General features: G+C 74.1%; 17 protein-coding genes. 12 read left to right on the forward strand and 5 right to left on the reverse strand.

Annotation, left to right across the window (positions count from 1 at the left end; genetic code table 11):
- The first annotated feature begins 139 nt into the window (after positions 1-139).
- On the forward strand, positions 140-1,987 hold the full coding sequence (gene glmS / locus ACZ4YY_RS19145) for a glutamine--fructose-6-phosphate transaminase (isomerizing) (protein ID WP_468291127.1): 1,848 nt from the start codon (positions 140-142) through the stop codon (positions 1,985-1,987).
- 130 nt (positions 1,988-2,117) lie between these two features.
- Here the strand turns inward: glmS and ACZ4YY_RS19150 are convergent, their stop codons facing one another.
- Together ACZ4YY_RS19150 and ACZ4YY_RS19155 are read right to left on the reverse strand one after the other, a co-directional pair.
- On the reverse strand, positions 2,118-3,848 hold the full coding sequence (locus tag ACZ4YY_RS19150; RefSeq protein WP_468291130.1) for a M16 family metallopeptidase: 1,731 nt from the start codon (positions 3,846-3,848) through the stop codon (positions 2,118-2,120).
- Positions 3,845-4,819, reverse strand: a complete 975-nt coding sequence (locus ACZ4YY_RS19155; RefSeq protein ID WP_468291133.1) for a hypothetical protein — start codon at positions 4,817-4,819, stop codon at positions 3,845-3,847. The genes ACZ4YY_RS19150 and ACZ4YY_RS19155 overlap by 4 nt, the downstream gene beginning before the upstream one ends.
- 192 nt (positions 4,820-5,011) lie before the next feature.
- Between ACZ4YY_RS19155 and ACZ4YY_RS19160 the strand changes: the two genes are divergently transcribed.
- The 6 genes from ACZ4YY_RS19160 (at position 5,012) to ACZ4YY_RS19185 (ending at position 10,893) form a co-directional block, all read left to right on the forward strand.
- Positions 5,012-5,383, forward strand: coding sequence for a holo-ACP synthase (locus ACZ4YY_RS19160; RefSeq protein ID WP_468291136.1), 372 nt, complete (start codon positions 5,012-5,014; stop codon positions 5,381-5,383).
- 42 nt (positions 5,384-5,425) lie between these two features.
- A complete protein-coding gene (locus ACZ4YY_RS19165) occupies positions 5,426-6,856 on the forward strand; it encodes an NAD(P)H-hydrate dehydratase (RefSeq protein ID WP_468291139.1) in 1,431 nt (476 codons plus the stop codon).
- A 430-nt stretch (positions 6,857-7,286) separates the two neighbouring features.
- Positions 7,287-8,474 (forward strand): alanine racemase, encoded by a 1,188-nt coding sequence (gene alr / locus ACZ4YY_RS19170; protein ID WP_468291141.1) that lies wholly within the window; start codon positions 7,287-7,289, stop codon positions 8,472-8,474.
- Positions 8,475-8,629: 155 nt separating this feature from the next.
- Positions 8,630-9,883, forward strand: coding sequence for an alpha/beta fold hydrolase (locus ACZ4YY_RS19175; protein ID WP_468291143.1), 1,254 nt, complete (start codon positions 8,630-8,632; stop codon positions 9,881-9,883).
- Positions 9,849-10,361 (forward strand): tRNA (adenosine(37)-N6)-threonylcarbamoyltransferase complex ATPase subunit type 1 TsaE, encoded by a 513-nt coding sequence (gene tsaE, locus ACZ4YY_RS19180; RefSeq protein WP_468291146.1) that lies wholly within the window; start codon positions 9,849-9,851, stop codon positions 10,359-10,361. The genes ACZ4YY_RS19175 and tsaE overlap by 35 nt, the downstream gene beginning before the upstream one ends.
- Before the next feature lie 355 nt (positions 10,362-10,716).
- A complete protein-coding gene (locus ACZ4YY_RS19185; RefSeq protein ID WP_468291149.1) occupies positions 10,717-10,893 on the forward strand; it encodes a hypothetical protein in 177 nt (58 codons plus the stop codon).
- A gap of 54 nt (positions 10,894-10,947) precedes the next feature.
- On the opposite strand, the gene ACZ4YY_RS19190 is transcribed toward ACZ4YY_RS19185, so the two are convergent.
- Positions 10,948-11,496: a hypothetical protein gene (locus ACZ4YY_RS19190; protein ID WP_468291151.1), complete on the reverse strand. Its 549-nt coding sequence runs from the start codon at positions 11,494-11,496 to the stop codon at positions 10,948-10,950.
- A gap of 187 nt (positions 11,497-11,683) precedes the next feature.
- Between ACZ4YY_RS19190 and tsaB the strand changes: the two genes are divergently transcribed.
- Genes tsaB through ACZ4YY_RS19210 form a run of 4 tightly spaced genes read left to right on the forward strand, consistent with a single transcriptional unit; the run spans position 11,684 to position 14,244 of the window.
- Entirely contained in the window at positions 11,684-12,340 is a 657-nt protein-coding gene (gene tsaB / locus ACZ4YY_RS19195) for a tRNA (adenosine(37)-N6)-threonylcarbamoyltransferase complex dimerization subunit type 1 TsaB (protein ID WP_468291154.1), read from the forward strand.
- Between the two features lie 53 nt (positions 12,341-12,393).
- Entirely contained in the window at positions 12,394-12,891 is a 498-nt protein-coding gene (rimI, locus tag ACZ4YY_RS19200) for a ribosomal protein S18-alanine N-acetyltransferase (protein WP_468291573.1), read from the forward strand.
- On the forward strand, positions 12,884-13,987 hold the full coding sequence (gene tsaD / locus ACZ4YY_RS19205) for a tRNA (adenosine(37)-N6)-threonylcarbamoyltransferase complex transferase subunit TsaD (protein ID WP_468291157.1): 1,104 nt from the start codon (positions 12,884-12,886) through the stop codon (positions 13,985-13,987). The genes rimI and tsaD overlap by 8 nt, the downstream gene beginning before the upstream one ends.
- On the forward strand, positions 13,984-14,244 hold the full coding sequence (locus ACZ4YY_RS19210; RefSeq protein ID WP_468291160.1) for a hypothetical protein: 261 nt from the start codon (positions 13,984-13,986) through the stop codon (positions 14,242-14,244). The genes tsaD and ACZ4YY_RS19210 overlap by 4 nt, the downstream gene beginning before the upstream one ends.
- An 82-nt stretch (positions 14,245-14,326) precedes the next feature.
- Here the strand turns inward: ACZ4YY_RS19210 and ACZ4YY_RS19215 are convergent, their stop codons facing one another.
- Positions 14,327-15,301, reverse strand: coding sequence for a hypothetical protein (locus tag ACZ4YY_RS19215; RefSeq protein WP_468291163.1), 975 nt, complete (start codon positions 15,299-15,301; stop codon positions 14,327-14,329).
- The gene (locus ACZ4YY_RS19220) at positions 15,298-16,746 is read right to left on the reverse strand and encodes a M48 family metalloprotease (RefSeq protein WP_468291166.1); all 1,449 of its coding nucleotides are present in this window, start codon (positions 16,744-16,746) and stop codon (positions 15,298-15,300) included. Before ACZ4YY_RS19220 ends, ACZ4YY_RS19215 begins: the two co-directional genes overlap by 4 nt.
- A 374-nt stretch (positions 16,747-17,120) precedes the next feature.
- Between ACZ4YY_RS19220 and ACZ4YY_RS19225 the strand changes: the two genes are divergently transcribed.
- Positions 17,121-23,177 carry a DNRLRE domain-containing protein gene (locus ACZ4YY_RS19225; protein WP_468291169.1) on the forward strand — a complete coding sequence of 2,019 codons (6,057 nt, stop codon included), beginning with the start codon at positions 17,121-17,123 and terminating at the stop codon, positions 23,175-23,177.
- The last annotated feature ends 12 nt before the right edge of the window (positions 23,178-23,189 follow it).

Here is a 23,189-nt window from a genome sequence, read left to right on the forward strand (position 1 = left end):
TTGAACGGGATGGCGGGTGGGGTCCGTCACCCGGCGGCCCGGTTTCCGGTCCGCAGGCGGGCGATTCGGCGGTGGGAATTTCCGAATCCGGGCACGCGAAGGGCCTTTCGGGCGGCGATCCGGTCGTAGGCTGCGGCGCATGTGCGGAATCGTGGGATACGTGGGGTCGCAGTCGGCGCTCGAGGTCGTGATGGCCGGGCTGAAGCGGCTGGAGTACCGGGGCTACGACTCGGCGGGAGTCGCCGTGCTGGCGGACGGCGGGCTCGCCGCCGCGAAGAAGGCGGGCAAGCTCCTCAACCTGGAGAAGGAACTCGTCGACCGGCCGCTGCCGACCGGCGGCACGGGCATCGGCCACACCCGGTGGGCCACGCACGGCGGCCCGACGGACGCCAACGCCCACCCCCACCTCGACAACGGGGGGCGCGTCGCCGTCGTGCACAACGGCATCATCGAGAACTTCGCGCTGCTGCGGGCCGAGCTGGCCGAGCGCGGGCACGAGCTGACCTCCGAGACCGACACCGAGGTCGTGGCGCACCTGCTCGCCGAGGAGTTCTCCGCCACCGCCGACCTGGCGGAGGCCATGCGGCTGGTGTGCCGGCGGCTGGAGGGCGCGTTCACGCTGGTCGCGGTGCACGCGGACGAACCGGACGTGGTCGTGGGCGCCCGGCGCAACTCGCCGCTCGTGGTGGGTGTCGGGGAGGGCGAGGCCTTCCTCGCCTCGGACGTCGCCGCGTTCATCGCCCACACCCGCTCGGCGATCGAGCTGGGCCAGGACCAGGTGGTGGAGCTGCGGCGGGACGGGGTGACGGTCACCGGGTTCGACGGGGCTCCGGCCGAGGTGCACTCGTACCACGTCGACTGGGACGCGTCGGCCGCGGAGAAGGGCGGTTACGACTACTTCATGCTCAAGGAGATCGCCGAGCAGCCCAAGGCGGTCGCCGACACCCTGCTGGGGCGCATCGACGCGGCCGGTTCGCTGACGCTCGACGAGGTGCGGATCCCGCCGGGCGTGCTGCGGGAGGTGGACAAGGTCGTCGTCGTCGCCTGCGGTACGGCCTTCCACGCCGGGCTCATCGCCAAGTACGCCATCGAGCACTGGACGCGGATCCCGTGCGAGGTGGAGCTGGCGAGCGAGTTCCGCTACCGGGATCCGATCCTGGACCAGCAGACGCTGGTGATCGCCATCTCCCAGTCCGGTGAGACCATGGACACGCTGATGGCGCTGCGGCACGCCCGTGAGCAGGGCGCCAAGGTGCTGGCCATCTGCAACACCAACGGCTCGACGATCCCGCGCGAGTCGGACGCGGTGCTGTACACGCACGCCGGGCCGGAGGTCGCGGTCGCGTCGACCAAGGCGTTCCTGACGCAGTTGGTGGCCTGCTACCTGGTGGCGTTGTACCTGGGACAGGTGCGCGGCACCAAGTGGGGCGACGAGATCCGGGCGGTGATCCGGGACCTCGCCCAGATCTCCGGGCAGGTCGAGCGGGTGCTGGAGACCATGGAGCCGGTGCGGGAGCTGGCGCGGTCGCTCGCGGGCAAGAACACCGTGCTGTTCCTGGGGCGGCACGTGGGCTACCCGGTGGCGCTGGAGGGCGCGCTGAAGCTGAAGGAGCTGGCGTACATGCACGCCGAGGGCTTCGCGGCGGGCGAGCTCAAGCACGGGCCGATCGCGCTGATCGAGGAGGACCTGCCGGTGGTGGTGGTCGTGCCGTCGCCTCGGGGCCGGTCCGTCCTCCACGACAAGATCGTGTCCAACATCCAGGAGATCCGGGCGCGGGGGGCGCGGACCATCGTCATCGCGGAGGAGGGGGACGAGGCGGTCGTCCCCTACGCCGACCACCTGGTGCGGGTGCCCGTCACGCCGACCCTGCTGCAGCCGATGGTGGCGACGGTTCCGCTGCAGGTGTTCGCCTGCGAGCTGGCGACGGCTCGGGGGAACGAGGTGGACCAGCCGCGGAACCTGGCGAAGTCCGTGACCGTGGAGTAGCGCGCCTTCGCGGAGCGGCGCGGGGGTGAGTGCGGGGTGTCGCCGGCCGGCCGCGCGGTTTTCCGTGCCCCCGACCGCCCGCGGCGACGGGGGCGCGGCCGGCCGCGGCGACGGGGGCGCGGCCGCCACCTCAGCCCCGTCTGTGCCTGCGCGCCGCGTACAGCTTCCACGACACCAGGACCAGCGGGACCTCCAGGATCCACACGGTCGCCACGACGCCCCATTCCGGGGCCGCCGCCGTCGCCTCGTCCGCGGTGATCACCGCGCAGAGCAGGCCCCAGACCGCCGCGAGGGCCCCGACCAGCCACAGGGCCAGCGTCCAGGGCCAGGTGGAGCGGCCGGAGGTCGTGGTGGCGGTGCGTTCCGGTGGCCGGGGGACGGCGTCGGCGGCGCGGGGCGGCATGCGGACGACCACCTCGGCGGGCACGGCCGCGTCCAGGGCGGCGATGCGTTCCGGGGTGACCCCCTTGTACAGGGTCGGTTCCACGGTGACCGAGAAGGCGTCGTGGCCGGTGAGGACGCGGGCGCCGTCGGGGCGCGCGGTCATGGCCGAGCAGGCGTCGTAGCGGACGGTGACGGGACCGTGGGGTGTGATCAGGCTGACGCCCTCGGTGCCGATGACCAGGGTGACCCGTTCGTCCTCCAGGGACTGGTGGCGGGTGCCGACGACGGCGTCGGCGGAGAACTGGGGGGCCGGGGTGAAGCCCGCCCAGTCGACGCCGCGTCCCGGCACCTGGAACAGCCCCGCGTCCCACGCCTGGCGGGCCACCTCGCGCAGGTCGGTGAGGGTCACCGCGTTCAGTTCGGCCCGGTGCTGCTCGGGGGAGAGGATCCGGTGCCCGAGCAGCAGGCTCAGCGCGTACGACGGCAGCGCGGCGGCCTCCAGGTCGGGGGCGTCGTACCGCTTGAGGAGCTTGGTGCGCACGGAGTCCAGTTCGGACTGCTCGATGCGGCCGGCGCGCAACCGGGCCAGGGTGTCGACGAAGCCGCCGACGACCGCGTCCTGCTTCTGCGGCAGCGCGTCGGCGTACGCGGTGAGGGTGGCGAAGTCGGCGTCGCGCGGGGAGTAGTCGGCCTCCGCCGAGTACGAGTAGCCGCCTTCCTGGCGCAGGTCCTGGAAGAGTGCCCGGCCGAGGACGTCCGCGAAGACGGAGGCGGCGGTGGAGCGGCGCAGCACCGAGGTGAAGACGACGTGGCCGTCGTCGCCGCGGAGGTAGGCGGGGGTGACGGGCAGGGCGCTGGTCGCGGCGGGCGCCGGGAAGCGGGTGCCGGCGGGCAGCGTGAGGTCGAGACCGTCGGGCACGTGGTCGCTGGTGATCCACAGCACCGCGTTGTCCCGGGTGAAGCGTGTGCCAGCCCACTGGCGGACCTGCTCGGGGGTCAGGCTCCAGGTGCCGAGCTCGTTGTAGCTGGACAGGCCGTAGCCGCGTGCGCCGTAACGCCACAGCGGCATCTGGTGGTGGGGTCCGCCGCCGCGGCCGGCGGCCTCCGTGCGCAGGATCTCCTTCTCGGTCTCCAGCCGGTCCATCGGCAGCTCGCGCAGGCCCGCGCAGACGCTGTTGAGGTAGGAGACGACCTCCTCCTCGCCGCCGGTGACGTGGAAGAGGGTGTACGCGTTCGCCGTCGCGCCGTTGTAGTGCAGGTCGGACAGGCCGAGGCGGTGCAGGGCGAGGTGCTCGACGAGATGCGTGATCCCGGCGGTGGCCAGGGTCTCGTCGGCGCGGCCCACCCGGAAGAAGAGGCCGGCGGTGATCTCGTTGCCGGGGGCGGGGGCGTAGAGGGTGGGTATCCCCTGGACGGTGGCGTGGGAGACCAGGCCGTCGAGCGCGGCGAGGCCCTCCTCGTGCAGGTCGGTGGTCATGCGGTGCGGCCCCCTCGGGTCTCCGTGGCCAGTCGGCGGAACGTTTGGAACGACGCCTTCGCGTCGTTCACATAGCTCCACGGGTACTCGGTGGCGCGGTCGCCGAGGAAGGCGAAGTGCGGTGCCGCGTCGGCGAAGTGGCCCCCGAGCGAGAGGGCCAGCGCGAACGCGCTGTGCGCGCCGACCGTGCTCCAGTCGGGCCGGTGGGCGGGGTGCAGCACCGACACCTGGGCGGCGAAGCGCAGGTCGTCGCGGACCCGCACGCCCCGCAGATAGGCCGTGTCGGAGCCGCCGTCCAGGTCGAGCCAGTGCTCGATGTGGGCGAGGGCGACCAGGGTGCCGGTGACCGAACCGTCGGGGGCGGCCTTGGTGCACTCGGCGGCGAAGCCGTGCGCGGCCTCCCAGGAGCCGCCCCACTTGGGGCACACCTGCTGCAGCAGTTGCGTCTGCGCGCGGTAGTGGTGGGGGTGGTGGGCGCTGAGCCGGTCGTAGCGGCGGCGCGCCTCGGCCTGACCCAGTTCGAGGCCGCGGGCGGTCGTCAGCCGGACCGTCCAGGCGGGTGCGTACCCGGGCTGCTCGGCGCAGACCTCGATGAGGATCTGCTCGGCGCGGCGCAGCCAGGCGTGGAACTGGTCGAACTGGTCCCGAGAGACGTGCTGGGCGCGGGCGCCGCTGCGGATGTCCCAGCCGATGTGCACGTACCGCTCGGCGAGGAGCGTGCGCGGCAGCGGGTCGCCGGGCAGCTCGGCGACCGCCCGCTCCAGGAAGTTCTCCACGCCGGGGATCTCGGAGAGCAGCGCGGAGGCCGCGCACAGCCGGTCGGGGGACTCCAGCCCGGTGAAGAAGGCCCGGACGGCGGGCCAGTCGCCGGCCTGCGCGGCGGTGCGCAGCGGGATCAGCTCGGGTGTGTTGTCGTACGGGTCGAAGGTCGGCCCCGCACCCGTGGGTGTGTCGCTGCTGGTCCTGCTCATTCCTCCGCCCCCTGGCGTCGCCCTGCGCCGGCCGGCCCCCCGGGCCTGTGCGCGGTGATGTGCCCGATGTGACTCACATGGCCGATGTGAGTGGTGTGAACATGTGATGTGCGTGTGGTGATCAAGTCGCCGCAGGCTAGCAGGCGGCACTGACAGCGCGGTCGGGGGACCGGGCCTCCGTAAGGTGCGCGTATGAGCATCATCGGGGTCGGTATCGACGTGGCCGAGATCGACCGGTTCGCGGCGTCGCTGGAGCGGACGCCCGGACTGGCGCGCCGGCTGTTTTTGGAGAGCGAGTTGCTGCTGCCCAGCGGGGAGCGGCGCGGGCCCGCCTCGCTCGCGGCGCGGTTCGCGGCGAAGGAGGCGCTGGCCAAGGCGCTGGGTGCCCCGGCGGGGCTGCTGTGGACCGACGCGGAGGTGTACGTCGAGGACAGCGGGCAGCCCCGGTTGCGGGTGAAGGGGTCGGTCGCGGCGCGCGCGGCCGAACTGGGCGTGCAGTCCTGGCACGTGTCGTTGAGTCATGACGCGGGGGTGGCCTCGGCGGTGGTGGTCGCCGAGGGGTGAGCCGCCGCACCGGCGGTGGGCGCGGGTGTGAGACTGGGAGCCATGCGTACTGCCTACTGCGTCGAGACGGTCCGGGCCGCTGAGCGGCAGTCGATGGCACGCCTGCCCGAAGGGGCGTTGATGCAGCGGGCGGCCGCGGGACTCGCCGCCGCCTGCGCCGACCTGCTCGGGCGGGTCTACGGACGGCGCGTCGTGCTGCTGGTGGGCAGCGGGGACAACGGGGGTGACGCCCTGTACGCGGGGGCGCGGCTCGCCCGGCGAGGGGCCGGGGTGACGGCCGTGCTGCTGGCACCCGAGCGGACGCACGCCAGGGGGCTCGCCGCGCTGCGCCGGGCGGGCGGCACCACCGTCGAGCCGTCCGCCGCCGAGGCACCGGTCCGGCGGGCCGACCTCGTCGTCGACGGCATCGTCGGCATCGGCGGCCGGGGCGGGCTGCGTCCGGACGCAGCCGCGCTGGCCGCCCTCGTCGAGGAGTCCCGCGCCGCCGTCGTCGCCGTCGACCTGCCGAGCGGGGTCGAGGCGGACACCGGGGAGGTGCGGGGGCCCGCCCTGCGGGCCGATCTGACGGTGACCTTCGGAACGCACAAGCCCGCCTCGCTCGTCGACCCGGCGCGTGCGTACGCCGGGTCGGTGCGGCTCGTCGACATCGGCCTCGAACTGCCCCCGCAGGCCGACCTGGAGGCGTTGCAGCACGCCGACGTGGCACGGCTGCTGCCGGTGCCGGGTGCCGAGAGCGACAAGTACCGGCGCGGGGTCGTCGGCATCGCGGCCGGGTCCGCGCGCTATCCGGGCGCCGCGGTGCTCGCCGTCGCGGGCGCGCTGCACGGCGGCGCCGGGGCCGTGCGGTACGTCGGGCCCGCCGGGGACGCCGTGCTCGCGCGGTTCCCCGAGACGCTCGTGTCGGACAAGGGGCCCCGGCAGGCCGGGCGGGTGCAGGCGTGGGTCGTCGGACCGGGTGCCGGGGAAGACGCCGGGACCGTCGCGGAGGTGCTGGCGGCGGACGTGCCGGTGCTGGTCGACGCGGACGGGCTGCGGCTGGCGGAGGCCGACGCGGTGCGCGGGCGCACGGCGCCGACGCTGATGACCCCGCACGCGGGGGAGGCCGCCGCGCTGCTCGGGGTGGCGCGGGAGGAGGTGGAGGCGTCCCGGCTGGCCTGCGCGCGCGAGTTGGCGGCGCGCTACCGGGCCACGGTCCTGCTGAAGGGGTCCACGACGGTGGTGGTGGACGCCGCCGGCGGGGCCGCGCGGGTGAACCCCACGGGCACGTCCTGGCTGGCCACCGCCGGCAGCGGGGATGTCCTGTCGGGGCTCGCGGGGTCGCTGATGGCGGCGGGCCTGTCGGCGCTGGACGCGGGCAGCGCCGGGGCGTACCTGCACGGGCTGGCGGGGCGGTTCGCGGCGGACGGGGCGCCGGTGGCGGCCGGCGACGTGGCGAGGGCGGTGGCGGAGGCCTGGCGGGACGTGTGCGCCTGAGGAGTCCTTGCACTGTGCCCGCCCGGGCCGCGCGGCCCGGTATCGCACCTCGCCGCATGGCCGGAAAGCCGTGGTGACTCCGCCACAAGGACTCTCCGCGCCTTGCGATGCACGGCACCGGACGACGCGGCCTGGTCGGGCGCTCACAGTGCAAGGGCCCCTGAGAGCTCCGAACAGAAAGGGAGCCCGGCTCGCGGCGTCCGGCACGCACGCTCGCCTGCCGCGTTGCCGATAGCCCCTGGTGACTTCGCTACGAGGAGCTTCCGTCGCCTTGCGATCGCACGCACCGGACGCCGCGAGCGGATCGCTCCCTTTTGTTCCGTTCGGAGCTCCGAGGAGGCGTGCGGCGGAGGCGGGCGACCGGGTGGACGCGCGGGGGCTCGGGCCCGGCACTGAGGGGGTGTCCGGGCCCTCTGAGACACTGGGCACGATGAGTGAGACTGCACAGCGGCCCGCCGCCGCACCGCCGCGCGCCCGCGCCGAGATCGACCTGTCCGCGCTGCGGGCCAACGTCCGGGCGCTGCGCGCCAAGGCGCCGGGGGCGGCGTTCATGGCCGTGGTGAAGGCCGACGGGTACGGCCACGGCGCGGTCCCGTGCGCCCGGGCCGCCGTCGAGGCGGGTGCCACCTGGGTCGGCACCGCCACGCCCGAGGAGGCCCTCGCGCTGCGCGCGCAGGCGGGGCTGCCGGCGGACGTCAGGATCATGTGCTGGCTGTGGACGCCGGGCGGGCCCTGGCGGGAGGCCGTCGAGGCCGGGCTCGACCTGTCGTTGAGCGGGATGTGGGCCCTGCGGGAGGCCGTCGAGGGCGCCCGGCTCGCCGGGCGGACCGCGCGCGTGCAGCTGAAGGCGGACACCGGCCTCGGGCGCAACGGCTGCCAGCCCGCCGACTGGCCCGAACTGGTCGCCGAGGCGCTGCGGGCGGAGGCCGAGGGGCTCGTGCGCGTCACCGGACTGTGGTCGCACTTCGCGTGCGCCGACGAGCCCGGACACCCCTCCGTCGCCGCCCAGTTGGCGCGCTTCCACGAGATGGTGGCGTACGCCGAGGAGCAGGGCGTGCGGCCCGAGGTGCGGCACATCGCCAACTCCCCGGCCACGCTCACCGTCCCGGAGTCCCACTTCGACCTCGTCCGTCCGGGCGTCGCGATGTACGGCCTCACACCGAATCCGGGCATCGGTTCCCCGGCTGACCTGGGCCTGCGCCCGGTCATGACGCTCACCGCCGCGCTGGCCCTGGTCAAGCACGTTCCGGGCGGGCACGGCGTGAGCTACGGCCACCACTACACGACCCCCGGCGAGACCACCCTCGGCCTGGTCCCCCTGGGATACGCCGACGGCGTCCCGCGGCACGCCTCGGGGGCCGGGCCGGTCCTGGTCGGCGGCAAGTGGCGGACGGTCGCGGGCCGGATCGCGATGGACCAGTTCGTCGTCGACCTCGGCGGGGACGAGCCGGGGGAGGGCGCGGAGGCCGTGCTCTTCGGCCCCGGCGACCGCGGCGAGCCCACGGCGGAGGACTGGGCGCAGGCCGCGGGGACGATCGGATACGAGATCGTCACGCGCATCGGAGCGCGCGTCCCGCGCGTCTATGTGGGTGAGACCCGTGCGGGCGAGTCCGCGTGAACGCCCGCCGCTGAGCGCGCCCCGTGCGTGCGACCCCTGTGAAGGTACGTGTGCGTGGGCATGCGTTCATGTGAACGAGGAACGAGAAGACGGGTGAACGGCCGGTGGGCCGGCACCCGTGACACCACCCGGAACCCGGCGAAGAGGAGCGGTTCGTGAGCGAGAGCAGTGCGGAGGCGGTGGCGAGTGCCGCCTCGGCGGCCGTCGCCGCCTCCGCCACGGGGGCGGCCGGGGGCTGGCGCCGCGCGACCGGTTTCGCCGGCGCCGCGATAGGCGTGGTCGCGGCGGGCGCCGCCGCGGGCGTGGCGCTGGAGCGGATGACCGTCGGCCGCGGGATGCGCGCCAAGGCCCGCCTCGCCCTCGACGCGGCCGGCCCGTACGGCGCCCTGCGCGGCACCCCCGGCAGGGCGCCCGCCGACGACGGCACCGAGCTGTACTACGAGGTCGACGACGTCGAGCCCGAGGGCGGCCCGGCGCCCCGCAGACGCCGGCTCTTCGGCCGCAAGGCGCCGCTGCCCGTCACCGTCGTCTTCAGCCACGGCTACTGCCTCACCCAGGACTCCTGGCACTTCCAGCGGGCGGCCCTGCGGGGCGTCGTGCGGACCGTGCACTGGGACCAGCGCAGCCACGGGCGGTCGGCGCGCGGGGCCGCCCAGCTGCGGGACGAGACGCCGGTCACCATCGACCAGCTCGGGCGGGACCTCAAGGCCGTCATCGACGCGGCCGCGCCCGAGGGCCCGATCGTGCTGGTGGGTCACTCCATGGGCGGGATGACGGTGATGGCGCTCGCGGCGCAGTTCCCGGAGCTGATCCGCGAGCGGGTCGTCGCCACCGCCTTCGTCGGGACGTCCTCCGGGCGGCTCGGCGAGGTGAACTTCGGCCTGCCGGTCGCGGGCGTGAACGCCGTGCGGCGGGTGCTGCCGGGCGTGCTGCGGCTGCTGGGGCAGCGGGCCGAGCTGGTGGAGAAGGGGCGGCGGGCCACCGCGGACCTGTTCGCCGGGGTCGTCAAGCGGTACTCCTTCGCGTCGCGGGACGTCGACCCGGCCGTCGCCCGGTTCGCCGAGCGGATGATCGAGGGCACGCCCATCGACGTGGTCGCCGAGTTCTACCCGGCCTTCACCGACCACGACAAGACCGAGGCGCTCGCCTGCTTCCAGGACATGCCGGTGCTCGTCCTGGCCGGCATCGGGGACCTGGTCACGCCCAGCGAGCACAGCGAGGCCATCGCCGACCTGCTGCCGGACGCCGAACTGGTGCTGGTGCCGGACGCCGGGCACCTGGTGATGCTGGAGCACCCGGAGGTGGTCACCGACCGCCTCGCCGACCTGCTCACGCGCGCGGGTGCCGTGCCCGCAGGGGCTACCGTGGGTGGCTATGGAAGCACCAGCAGCACCGCACAACCCGGCTGAGACCGAGCTCATCGTCAACTCCCCCGAGCAGATGCGCGAATTGGGCCGCCGCCTGGCCAAGCTGCTGCGCGCCGGCGACCTCGTCATGCTCAGCGGGGAGCTCGGCGCGGGCAAGACGACCCTCACCCGGGGGCTCGGCGAGGGGCTCGGCGTCCGGGGTGCCGTCACCTCCCCGACCTTCGTGATCGCCCGGGTCCACCCCTCGCTCGGGGAGGGGCCGCCGCTCGTGCACGTCGACGCCTACCGCCTCGGCGGCGGCCTCGACGAGATGGAGGACCTGGACCTGGACGTGTCCCTGCCCGAGTCCGTGATCGTCGTGGAGTGGGGCGAGGGGAAGGTCGAGGAGCTCACCGACGAGCGGCTCCAGATCAGGATCCACCGGGCCGTCGGGGACACCACCGACGAGGTGCGGCACGTGACCGTCACCGGTCTGGGCGAACGGTGGGCGTCGGCGGACCTGAGCGTCCTGGCGGCCTGAGGCCGGCCTCGGCCCCGTCGGGTGCCGGACGCCGGGCCGGTGTGCGCGGCGCGCGGTGGGGGTGCGGGGCTCGCGGCGCGTTGCCTGCGGTGCGGGGCCTTGCGGTGGGTGGCTTGCGGTTCGGGTTCGCGGTGTGCGGCGGGTGCCTCGCGGTTCGGGCCGCGGTGCGGGTTCGCGGTGTGCGGCGGGTGCCTCGCGGTTCGGGTTCGCGGTGTGCGGTTCGCTGGTTCGTATGAAGGTTCCGACAAGACGTCGGCAAGATGTTGCGTTCGGCGTCTTGTGCGTGGTCACATGGTATCCAGTTCCTGGTTAGGTGCACCTAACCAGACCCGCCCCGGTCCTCCAGGAGGCGCCCATGCCGGCCACCGAGCCCAAGGCCCAGCCGCGGCCCTTCGCACGCGCCGGGGTGTCCATGCGTGATCTGCTGGCCTCCTGTGCGGCGGCGGACGCCGTCTCCCGGCCGCCGCGCGCGCCCGAGCCGTCGGTGGAGGCGGAGCGGCGGGAGCGGATGGGGCACCGCGAAGCCGCCTGACACCAGGTCGCTCGGCGGGCACGCGCCGGTTGTCGGCGGGGCGAGCGCCGTCCCTCAGCGGATCACCACGACGCGGTGTCCGATCGTCGCGAACGTCCACATCGCGGCGGCATCCGCGCGCCTCTCGCGGATCCCGCCCGTCCGCACCATCGGGTTCGGCAGCGGCATCGAGCCGTCCACGGCCGCGCTGAAGCCGATGGGCACCCCGTCGACCTCGGTGAAGCGCACGACGTGCTCCACGGGCTTGCCGTCGGTGCCGGTCACGGTGCTCGACCGGGACGTGACCGCGTAGACCCCCGGCGCCGGGTCCACGCTGCCCGGGGTGACCTCGAACGTCCGCCGGACGTCGCCGTCCGCGTCCACCAGCCACACCCGGTCGTCGTCCACCGAGTACACGACCCGCCGCCCGTTGCCCGAGCCCGTCGGCAGGGCCGCGGGGTCCTCCTCGTTCCGGGGCGCCTTGTGCGCGGCGGCGGGGACGTCGGCCCGCGGCGCGCCGAGATCCGAGGGGGCGGTCACCGCCGCCCGGAAGGCCAGTACTCCGACCGTCCCGAGGGCCGCCGCGGTGAGCCCGGCCACGACCAACGCGCTCCCAGCGGCCACCGGAGACCACCCCTTCGTCGTATTTGGTCCCAATGTTCCGTTTCGCGGTGACGTTAGCAGTCGCGGTGCCCCGGGCCGGGGCGGCCGTGCCGGGAGTGGGGCGTGTCGGGGCCGGCCGCCGCGCGGTGCCCCGGTGTGCCCGCCCCACGGCGCCCTGCACACCCCCGGGGAGCCGTAGGCTGTTGGCGTGCTCTTGCTCGCTCTGGATACCGCCACCCCCGCCGTCACCGTCGCGCTGCACGACGGCACGGACGTCATCGCCTCCTCGAGTCAGGTGGACGCCCGCCGGCACGGCGAGCTGCTGCTCCCGGCCGTCGACCGTCTCCTCGCCGAGGCCGGCCACGGGCTCGACGCCGTCACCGGGATCGTCGTCGGCATCGGCCCCGGCCCCTACACGGGTCTGCGCGTCGGGCTGATGACCGCCGACACCTTCGGGCTCGCGCTCGGCGTGCCGGTGCACGGTCTGTGCACCCTGGACGGCCTCGCGTTCGCCGCCGACATCGCCAGCGGCCCCTTCGTCGTGGCGACCGACGCCCGCCGCAAGGAGGTCTACTGGGCGCGCTACGCCGACTCGCGCACCCGGCTCACCGACCCCGCCGTGGACCGGCCGGCCGACATCGCCGAGCAGGTCGCCGGTCTCCCGGCCGTCGGCGCGGGCGCGCTGCTCTACCCGGACACCTTCCCCCGAGCGCACGAGCCGGAGCACGTCTCCGCCGCCGCCCTCGCCCGGCTGGCCGCCGAGAAGCTCGCGGCGGGCGAGGAACTGCCGGCCCCGCGCCCGCTGTACCTGCGCCGGCCGGACGCCCAGGTCCCCAAGAACTACAAGGTGGTCACCCCCAAGTGACCCGAGCGACCGAGCCCGACACCCCCGCGCCCGAGGCGCCCGTGCTGCGTGAGATGCGCTGGTGGGACATCGACCCCGTCCTCGAACTCGAGAAGAACCTCTTCCCCGAGGACGCCTGGTCGCGCGGCATGTTCTGGTCCGAGCTGGCGCACTCCCGCGGCCCCGAGGCCACCCGCCGCTATGTGGTCGCCGAGGCCGGCGGCCGGATCGTCGGCTACGCGGGCCTGGCCTCCTCCGGCGTCGCGTCCGACGGAGACTCCGTCGCAGGCGCCGACATCCAGACCATCGCCGTCGCCCGCGACCACCAGGGCACCGGCCTCGGCAGCCGGCTGCTCACCGCGCTGCTGCACGCGGCGACCGAGTTCGAGTGCGCCGAGGTCATGCTCGAGTGCCGGGTCGACAACGTCCGCGCCCAGAAGCTGTACGAGCGCCACGGCTTCGAGCCCATCGGCTTCCGACGGGGCTACTACCAGCCGGGGAACGTGGACGCCCTGGTGATGCGCCTCACCGACCCATCGACATCAGTGCGAGGAACCGAGATCAATGGCTGACGAACCCCTGGTCCTGGGGATCGAGACCTCCTGCGACGAGACCGGCGTCGGCATCGTCCGCGGCACCACCCTGCTGGCGGACGCCGTCGCCTCCAGCGTCGACGAGCACGCCCGCTTCGGCGGCGTCGTGCCGGAGGTCGCCTCCCGGGCGCACCTGGAGGCGATGGTCCCGACCATCGACCGGGCACTGAAGGAGGCGGGGGTCACCGCCAGGGACCTGGACGGCATCGCGGTCACGGCCGGTCCCGGTCTCGCGGGCGCCCTGCTCGTCGGCGTCTCGGCGGCGAAGGCGTACGCGTACGCGCTGGGCAAGCCGCTGTACGGCGTGAACCACCTCGCCTCCCACATCTGCGTGGACCAGCTGGAGCACGGCCCGCTGCCGGAGCCGACGATGGCGCTGCTGGTGAGCGGCGGCCACTCCTCCCTCCTGCTGTCCTCGGACATCACCTCCGACGTCCGCCCGATGGGCGCCACCATCGACGACGCCGCCGGCGAGGCCTTCGACAAGATCGCCCGGGTGCTGAACCTCGGCTTCCCCGGCGGTCCCGTCATCGACCGGTACGCGCGCGAGGGCGACCCCGCGGCGATCGCGTTCCCGCGCGGGCTGACCGGCCCGCGCGACCCGGCGTACGACTTCTCCTTCTCAGGGCTGAAGACGGCCGTGGCCCGCTGGATCGAGGCCAGGCGCGCGGCGGGCGAGGAGGTGCCGGTGCGGGACGTGGCGGCCTCCTTCCAGGAGGCGGTCGTCGACGTACTCACCCGCAAGGCCGTACGGGCCTGCAAGGACGAGGGCGTCGACCACCTGATGATCGGCGGCGGGGTCGCGGCCAACTCCCGGCTGCGCGCCCTCGCCCGGGAGCGCTGCGAGGCGGCCGGTGTCCGGCTGCGGGTGCCGCGGCCCAAGCTGTGCACGGACAACGGCGCGATGGTCGCCGCCCTGGGCGCGGAGATGGTCGCCCGCAACCGGTCGGCCTCCGACTGGGACCTGTCGGCGGACTCCTCCCTGCCGGTGACCGACCCGCATGTGCCGGGCGCCGCGCACGCCCAGGGTCACGACCATGTGCACGAGGTCAGCAAGGAGAACCTGTACTCGTGACGGTCGCGCTGATGTGGGAGGCCCGGGCGGCGGACGGCCGCGGCGGGGAACTGCTGGCCTGGGCGCGGGAGCAGACGCTGTCCCCGCGGCCCGTGCGCCGGGAGACCTTCCGGGCCCCGCAGGACCGGGTGCTGGTCATCACCTGGTGGGACGCGGAGTACGACGCCGCACTGCCCGAACTGCTCGAGCCGGACGGCGCCTTGGTGACCCGCCCGGTGCACCGGTGGCGGTTCGAGTCGGTGACGGGCGAGGCCTGACCGTCGGGTGGCGGCGTGCGGAGCGCGCCGCCGGCGCCGGGGCGGCAGCGCGTCTCACTCCGCGCCCGGGCGGCAGCGCGTCTCACTGGGGGGACGACAGCACCCACACCGACGTGATCAGCGTCGCCCCGGACAGCGTGAAGGCCACCGTGCCCACCGGGCTCGCGCCCGTCAGGACGAGGCCCGTCACCAGGCCGAGGGCGGCTGCGGTCGCGGCGAGCAGGAGGCCGTGACGCCACCGGGGCGGAGCGGGACGTACGACGGTGCCGGCCGGGAGGACGAAGGCGTCCCGCAGATCGGCGCGGACCGCCTCGTGGTCGTCGAACAGCACGTTCAGCGGCGGGCGTTCGCGCGGGCGGCCGAGGGGGACGAGGCGGGTGCCGTCCGCCAGGGCCACGACGACGGGACGGCGGCGGCCGGCGCTCGCGTGGTGCACGGTGACCGGTGCGGGCCCTCGGACGTCGTCCAGCGCCGGGTGCCACATGACGCGCTGCCAGCAGGTGCCGGCCTCGCGCGACGACAGTCTCAGCCAGGTCGTCATCGGCTCACGCCACATCGCCGCCGGGCGTCGGCCGAGGCGCACGGCGGCCGTCGCGGTACGGCCGGGCCGCCGCGCCGTCAGCAGGAAGCGCAGGCCGCGCCGGGCCCAGACGCCGGTCAGCAGGAGGGCGACGGCGCCGCCGAGAGCGAGGGGGACGAGCAGGTCGTCCTCGGTGACGGTCTCGTCCCCGTCGGCCGGAAAGCCCCGGGGGTCGGCGGAGGCGGGGTCGTAGGCGACCGGGAAGGGCCGGTCCTCGGCGTAGCGGTCCGTGTCGTAGACGCCGAAGCGCTGTACGTGCTCGCGGCCGGCGCCGTCCGTCCAGCGTACGCGGATGTCGTCCTCGTCTCCGATGCCGTCCTGGACGACCACGCCGGCGGCCGTCGCCGTGGCCCGGTCACGGGCGTCGAGGTGCTGCCGCAGGTGCAGGCCCAGCCAGGCGGCGAACAGGGCGTAGCCGACGAGCGTGACCGCCGCGCCGACCAGTCCGACCCGCAGGGCGGGTCCGGGGGGTCTCATACGGCCCGCTCCTTCGGTGCGGCGGCCCCGGTCAGGGCGCGTATCGGCCCGGTGTCCCCGTCGGCCGCCGCCCGGCCGACCAGTTCGTGCAGGTCGACGGCGGTGTCGCCGCCGGGTGCGACGAGGACCGTGTTCAGCCAGCGGCCGGCGTACGTCCAGCCGGACGTGCGCAGTACCTCCGCGAGGGGCCGGCTCACGGCGGCGGCCAGGACGCTCCGGGTGAGGACCGGGCGGACGGTGTCCGGCGCCCGGCGCAGCCCGGGTTCCAGGCGGCGGGCCAGCCGGGGGCCGGCGCCGTCGGCCATCGCGTCCAGGGCCGCGGCCACCGCCGCCGCCGGGGTCTCCTCGCCGGTCGCCGCCAGCAGGAGCCGGCCGGTGTCGTCGCCGAGTTCGTGGAGACGCTCGTCGGGCAGGTCGAGCAGACGCACCGGGCGCAGGGCCTCGTCCGGCTCGTCCTCCAGGTGTTCTCCGTGCAGATGGGTGAGGTCGCGGACGCACCAGTGCGCGACGGCCGCGGCGGTGCGCAGCCGCAGCGGTTCGGCCCCGTAGGGGGAGTCGGGGTGGGGCGGCAGCGCGGCCGTCCGCTCGGCGAACGGCGGGTGGTCGTCGGCGGCGTACGGGTCGAGGACGTCCTGCTCGGCGGCGGAGCGGGCGGCGCGGCGGACCACGTGCGGGTCCTTCAGGGCGGTGTCGAGGGCGTCGTAGAGGTCCTCCGGGTAGGAGTCCTCCTCGGCCAGCGCCGACAGCCAGGTGTCGCCGAGGCCGTCGAACACGGAGTCCAGCAGGCTCGTCCGCCGCAGCGCCTCGGCGGTCGCCGCGCTGCCCGCGACGCGGGCGGCGTCGGCGTCGGCGGCCGTCTCCGCCCGCCACAGCAGCGGCTGGGTGGCGCGCAGCAGCGGGGCGGCGAGCGGCGCGAGCGGGCGCACGCGGCTGTCCAGGCGGTCCGCCAACCGGCCGCGGGCGGACCGCAGCAGGGTGGCGCGGCGGTCGCGGAGGTGCTGCTCGTGCGCGAGTTCGTGCGCGATCACGGACGCCAGCTGGGCCTCGGTCAGCGCGCGCAGCAGGGGCAGGCCCAGAAGGAGGGTGTAGGCGCGTACGCCGGCCACCCGCGCCGGTCCCAGGGACGCCTGGACGCCGGGCACGATCCGGACCAGGAGCGGCTCGCGGAAGCCGATCCGTTCGGCCACGTCCCGCACCAGAGCGGCCAGCTCCGGTTCCTCGGCGGGGCGTACGGCCCGGCCGGGCAGCGGCTCGCGGCTCCCGGCGGACCGCACGATGTCACCGGCGACCAGGAACAACGGCACCAGCGCCCACCACCACGAGCCCCACCACGCGATCACGAGGAGCAGCACCGACAGGAAGACGGCCCGGGGCAGCCAGGCCAGCGCCAGCATGGACGCGACGAGCAGCCACTCGCGCAGGGCCGAAGGCCGCCGTATGTCCATGGGAGGCGTATTCCTGTCACTCGTGTGAGGGATCTTCGCCGGATTCTGGCACAGGGTGTGGACGAGGTATGAACCGATTCCCGCGCGCCGCCCGCCGGTCATGCGCCCTTTGCCCCCATATCCCGTCAAGAGATGGGCAACCCGCCCTTTGCCGAGTCGAGAACGAAGGCGGTCGCCGGACCGGGACGAAAGGGGCGGCCGGGCGGGCTCGAACCGCCCGCCGACACCCGCTTTTGACCGGTCTTGATCGTTCGCGGACGGACCGTTGACCGGTCCCCGTGCCCGTGGCGGGCCCAAAGCGATGATCACCCGACATGCGTCACAGACACAGATACAGAGGGCGATCCCGGAGCATCCGCAGCACGGCCACGGCCGTGCTGCTCGTGCTCGCCGCCCAGATCGCCCTGGTCGACCAGGGCACCGGGCTGTCCTTCGCCGCCACCGCGAAGGCCGCCCCGGCCACCGGCCGGACGGCCCGGACCGGCACGCCGACGGCACCCGACCAGGCACAGGACGAGGCGTCGGCGATGCTGACGGCCCGCCTGCGCCACCGCCGGATCGAGGTGCTCCCGGAGCGGACGGCCGACTCCACGACCTACGCCCTGCCGAACGGGCGGATGCAGACCGAGGCGTACGCCGGCCCGGTGCGGACCAAGGTCGGCGGCACCTGGAAGAACATCGACACCGCGCTGTCCGACACCGGCGCCCACCTCACCCCCGCCGCGGCCGCCGCCGACATCACCGTCTCCGACGGCGGCGACAGCGGACTCGCCTCGGTCAGCAGGGGCAAGGAGACCTTCGGCCTGGGCTGGAGCGCCGCGCTGCCCACCCCCCAGGTGCGGCGCAACACGGCCTCCTACGCCCTCGGCGGCGGGCAGACCCTCTCGGTCACCGCACTCGCGCAGGGTTTCTCGGAGGACATCCGGCTCGCGCACAAGCCCGACGGCGACGCCGTCTCGTACCGGATCCCGCTGAGGCTGGACGGGCTGAAGCTGTCCCGGGCCGCCTCCGGGCACCTGCTGCTGAAGGACACCGGCGGCAAGCTCGTCGCCGAGGCCCCCGCGCCCATGATGTGGGACGCGAGCAAGGATTCCCGCTCCGGTGAGTCGGCCCACCAGCAGCAGGTGGCGACGAGGATCGACACCGCCTCCGACGGCTCCCAGACCCTCGTCCTGACGCCCGACCCGACGTTCCTGGCCACCGCCGCCTACCCGGTGACCGTCGACCCGACCACCACCCTCGCCGTCACCACCGACACCTGGGTGCAGAACCCGGACTACACCGACTCCCAGATCTCCTCCGAGGAGCTGAAGTCGGGCACGTACGACGGCGGCACGGACACCGCCCGGTCGTACCTGATGTTCGACGCGTCGAAGTTCGCCGGCAAGCACGTCACGGCGGCCACGATGTCGCTGTACAACTACTACTCGGCGACCTGTTCCACCAGCGGCGCGGCCACCCAGGCCCGCCGGATCACCGCCTCCTGGTCGTCCTCGTCGATCACCTGGGGCGCCCAGCCGGCGACCACCACGACCGGCATGGCGACCAACACCGGCCACTGGGGCTTCAACTCCACCTGCGCCGCCAACTGGTCCAACTGGAACCTCCAGTCGATCGTCCAGGCCTGGGCGGACGGCTCCGCCAACTACGGACTGCAGATCCGCAGCGCCGACGAGACGGACTCCACCAGCTGGCGCCGGTTCCGCTCGGCGAACTACTCCACCCCCGGCTACGCGCCGAAGCTCGTCGTGACCTACAACTCCTACGCCACGACCTCCGCTTCGACGATCGCCCCGTCGCAGGTCAACGCCTACAACGGCAAGCGGTACGTGACCTCGCTGACCCCGAGCCTGTCGGCGAACGTTACCGACGCGGACGGCGGCAACGCGCAGGCGCAGTTCGAGATCACCCCGGACCCGGCCTACGCCGACACCACCTACACGTACACCGCGTACGGCAAGACCGTGCCCTCCGGCTCCACCTCCACCCTGGCCGTCCCGTCGGGCTCGGCCTTCCCGGCCGGATCGCACCTGCGGTTCCGGGTACGGGCGTACGACGGGACGGACTACGGCTCCTGGTCGGGTTACACGACGTTCGTGCTGAACACCGCGCTGCCCGCCGCGCCCACCGTCACGTGTGCCACGTACCCGGCGAACGGCTGGACGGCGAAGGCCTCCGGCGCCGTGTCCTGCACGCTCGACACCTCCTCCACCGACGGCGACGGCTACCTCTGGGGCCTGGACGACTCCTCGCTGCCCGACAGGAAGCTGGACACCACCGACGGCAGCGGCGGTGACGCGCAGACCGTCAGCATCGATCCGGCGAACGGCTGGCACACGCTGTACGCGCGCACGGTCGACTCCGGCGGCAACCTCTCCTCGGCGACCACGGGGTACAGCTTCGGCGTCGGCGCGGACGGAGCCGCGATCCTCTCCCCGCAGAACGGGGACACCACGGCCCGACGCCTCACCCTGGCCGCCAGGGGCCTGAGCTCCTACACCGGGGTGACCTGGCAGTTCCGCCGTGGCGAGACCGACTCCTGGCACACCGTCCCGGTCGGCGACGTCACCGCCTCCGGCACCGCCGTCTCCTCCTGGCCGGTCGCCGTCACGGGCGGCACCGCGACCAAACTGGTGTGGAACACGGTCGCCAGCCTCTCCGAGGACGGCGTGATCCAGTTGCGGGCCGCCTTCACGGACGGCACCACCACCGGGAACTCGCAGACCGTCGACGTCACCCTGGACCGCGACGCGGGCACCGCCCCGACCGCCCCGGTGGGACCCGGCCAGGTCAACGAACTCACCGGCGACTACACGCTGTCGGCCACCGACGCCTCCGCGTTCGCGGCCGACGTGGAGCGCACCTACTCCTCGCGCGCCAACGCCACCGACACCGAGGGGCAGGCGAAGATCTTCGGCCCCGGCTGGGTCCCGTCCGTCACCGGTGAGTCGGCCGACTACACCCAGCTGCGCGAGACGTCCCCCACCTCCGTCGAACTGCTCTCCGGCGACGGCGCTTCCGTCGCCTTCACAGCGACGTCCGCCGGCGGCTGGCAGCCGGAGGACGACTTCGCCGACCTGACCCTGACGGGCAGCCTGACGGGCTCGACGTTCACGTTGACCGACACGGACGCCGACACCACGGTGTTCAGGAAGGCGGCCACCGGCGCGACGACCTGGACGCTGTCCTCGTACGCCTCGGCGGTCGACGACTCCACGGTGACCACCGTCTCCGAGACGGTCACCTCCGGGAGCACCACGCTGGCCCGCCCCAAGTACGTGATCTCGCCGACCGGCGCGGCCACGGCGGCCACCTGCCAGGCCACCCCGGCCACGAAGGGCTGCCGGGTCCTGGAGTTCGTCTACGCGACCTCCACCACGGCCACCGGCAGCGTGGCGGGCGACTTCACCGGCCAGGTCAAGGCGATCAGGCTGTGGGCCACCACCCCGGGCGCCGCGGCCGCCACCGCCGAGACCGTCGCCTCCTACGCGTACGACACCTCCGGGCACCTGACCCAGGTGTGGGATCCGCGGATCAGCCCGGCCCTGAAGACGCAGTACACCTACGGCGCCGACGGCCGCGTCGCCACCCTCACCCCCGCGGGTGAGCTGCCCTGGACGTTCACGTACGGCAGCGCGGGTTCCGCGCTCACCGCGGGCGAGGGCATGCTGCTGAAGGCGTCCCGCCCCGCCCTGGCCGTGGGCAGCGCGGACACCACGTCCGGCACGGCCACCACCACGGTCGTCTACGACGTGCCGCTGTCCGGCGCCGCGGCTCCCTACCAGATGGACGCCGCCACGGTCGCCACCTGGGCACAGGACGAGGCGCCGACGGACGCCACCGCCGTCTTCCCGGCCGACTCCGTTCCGTCGTCCAGCACCGGCGCCGACCTGACGGCCTCCGCATACGCGCGGGCCACCGTCGCCTACATCGACGCCGACGGCGCGCAGACCGACACGGCGAGCCCCGGTGGCGGCATCACCACCACCGAACACGACGAGTTCGGCAACACCACCGCCCAGCTCACCGCGGCCGACAGGGCCCTGGCGCTCAGCAGCTCCTCCGACGAACTGACGGAGCTGGGCCTGGCCGGACTGTCCACGGCCGACCGCGCCCGCCAACTGGCCACGGTCTCCGCGTACTCGGCCGACGGCACCCACGTCACCGACACCTACGGGCCGCTGCACCAGGTCACGCTCACCCAGGAACTGCCCGGCTCCACCAGCGACTCCACGCTGCCCGCCGGCTCGGTGGTCCCGGCCCGTGCCCACACCGCCTTCAGCTACGACGAGAACCGGCCCGCCGGCGCGGCGGTCTCCGGCCTGCTCACCTCCAAGGTGACGGGCGCGGCGATCCCGGGCTACGCCTCCGACGCCGAGACCCACACGGTGACCTACACCTACGACTGGGCGACGGGCCAGCAGAAGTCCACCACGGACAGCGCGACCACCGACGTCGTCGCCACCTACGACGCCTCGGGCCGGGTGGCCACCACCCGCACCGAGGGCTCGTCCGGCTCGGACGCCGACACGCTGAACTACACCTACTACAGCGCGACGGCCACGGGCACGTGCGCCTCGGCGGAGTGGGACGGTCTGCTCTGCCGGACCGCCCCCGCGGCGGCGATCAGCGGCGGCGGCTCCAACCCGGTCGACGCGGTCACCACCGTCTACACCTACGACCGCTGGGGCCAGGTCGCGACCAAGGCCGAGACCGCCGCCGGCGTGACCCGTACGACCACCACCACGGTGGACGCCGCGGGCCGCGTCACCCAGCAGACGGTCACCGGCGGGACGGGCACTGCCACCCCCGCCACCACGTCGACCTACGACCAGGACGACGGCCGGCTCGCCACCCGGTCGTCCAACGGCCACACCGTCACGTACGGCTACGACGACCTGGGCCGCCCGGTCTCGTACGGGGACGGCGCGGGCAACACCACCACCACCGCGTACGACACCCTGGACCGCCCGGTCAAGCGCACCGACTCGGCGCCGTCCACGGTGACGTACGGCTACAGCACCGCCGGTGACCTCACGTCCCTGACCGACTCCGTCGCGGGCGCCTTCACCGGAACCTACGACGCCGACGGCACGCTGGTCTCCGAGACCCTGCCCGGGGGGTACGCGCTGAGCGTGGACACCGACCCGGCCGGGCAGTTCACGGGCCGCACGTACACCGCCGCCGACGGCACCACGGTCGCCTCCGACACCGCCGGCTACACGGTCGACGGCCACCGGTCCGGCCACACCCAGACCGACGGCACCACCGTCCAGTCCGCCTACACCTACGACAGCGCCGGCCGCCTCACCCGGGCCGCGGACACCACCACGGCCGGGTGCACGACCCGCGCGTACACCTTCGACGCGAGCAGCAACCGCACGGCGCTGACGACCACGTCGGACGACTGCGACAGCGCCACCGCCGACGCCACCACGGCCACCACGTCGTACACCTACGACACGGCCGACCGCCTGGTGAGCGGCGGCTACCGCTACGACGCCTTCGGGCGCACCACCACGAGCGACACCACGTCCCTCGCGTACTACACCAACGACCTGGTCGCGTCCGAGACGGTCGGCACCAGCCGCACCACCTGGACCCTGGACGCCGCCGGGCGCCTGGCCGGGCAGACGGCCCAGACCGAGGGCGCGGACGGCAGCTGGAGCACGGTCAGCACGACGACCGGCCACTACGGCGACGCGTCGGACAGCCCCGCGTGGAGCATGACCGGCACCGCCGTCGCGCGGTACGTCCGGGACCTCGGCGGGAACCTCACGGCGATCACGACCGCCACGGGCGGTGTCGTGCTCCAGCTGTCCGACCTGCACGGCGACGTCACCGTGCAGGAGCCGCTGGACACGTCGGTGGCCAGTACCGCGCGCCACTACGACGAGTACGGCAACGTCCTCGCCGACTCCACCCAAGGCACCGGGTACGACTGGCTGGGCGCTTTCCAGCGCTCCGGCGACACGCTCAGCGGCTACTCGCTCATGGGCGCCAGGCTCTACGACCCGGCAACCGGCCGCTTCCTGAGCCGGGACGCGGCCTACGGCGGCAACTCCAACGCCTACGACTACTGCTCCGGCAACCCCGTCACCTGCCTCGACCTCACCGGTCTCAGCAAGCACAACTACAACAAGCACGGCTGGCACTGGTGGGGCTATGAGATGGACATGACGAACGCGCGGGGCTGGAAGGTGGTCAACCGGTTCAACGAGCGCGCGGCGACGACCGCGGTGATCGCCGCCATGATCGGCCTCTACGCCTGGGCGACCGGCGTGGGCGCGCTGGCCGCCGCACTCGGTGGCGTCATCTCGGCCTACTACTGGTGGCTCAGCGCCAAGCTGCAGACCTGTCTCTACAACCACCCGCACCGCGGCGTGAAACTCAAGATCAAGTTCGGCTATCCCAGCGTGAGCGCGGAATAGCGGATGAGGAAG

This window comes from Streptomyces sp. NPDC030143 (assembly GCF_055573695.1).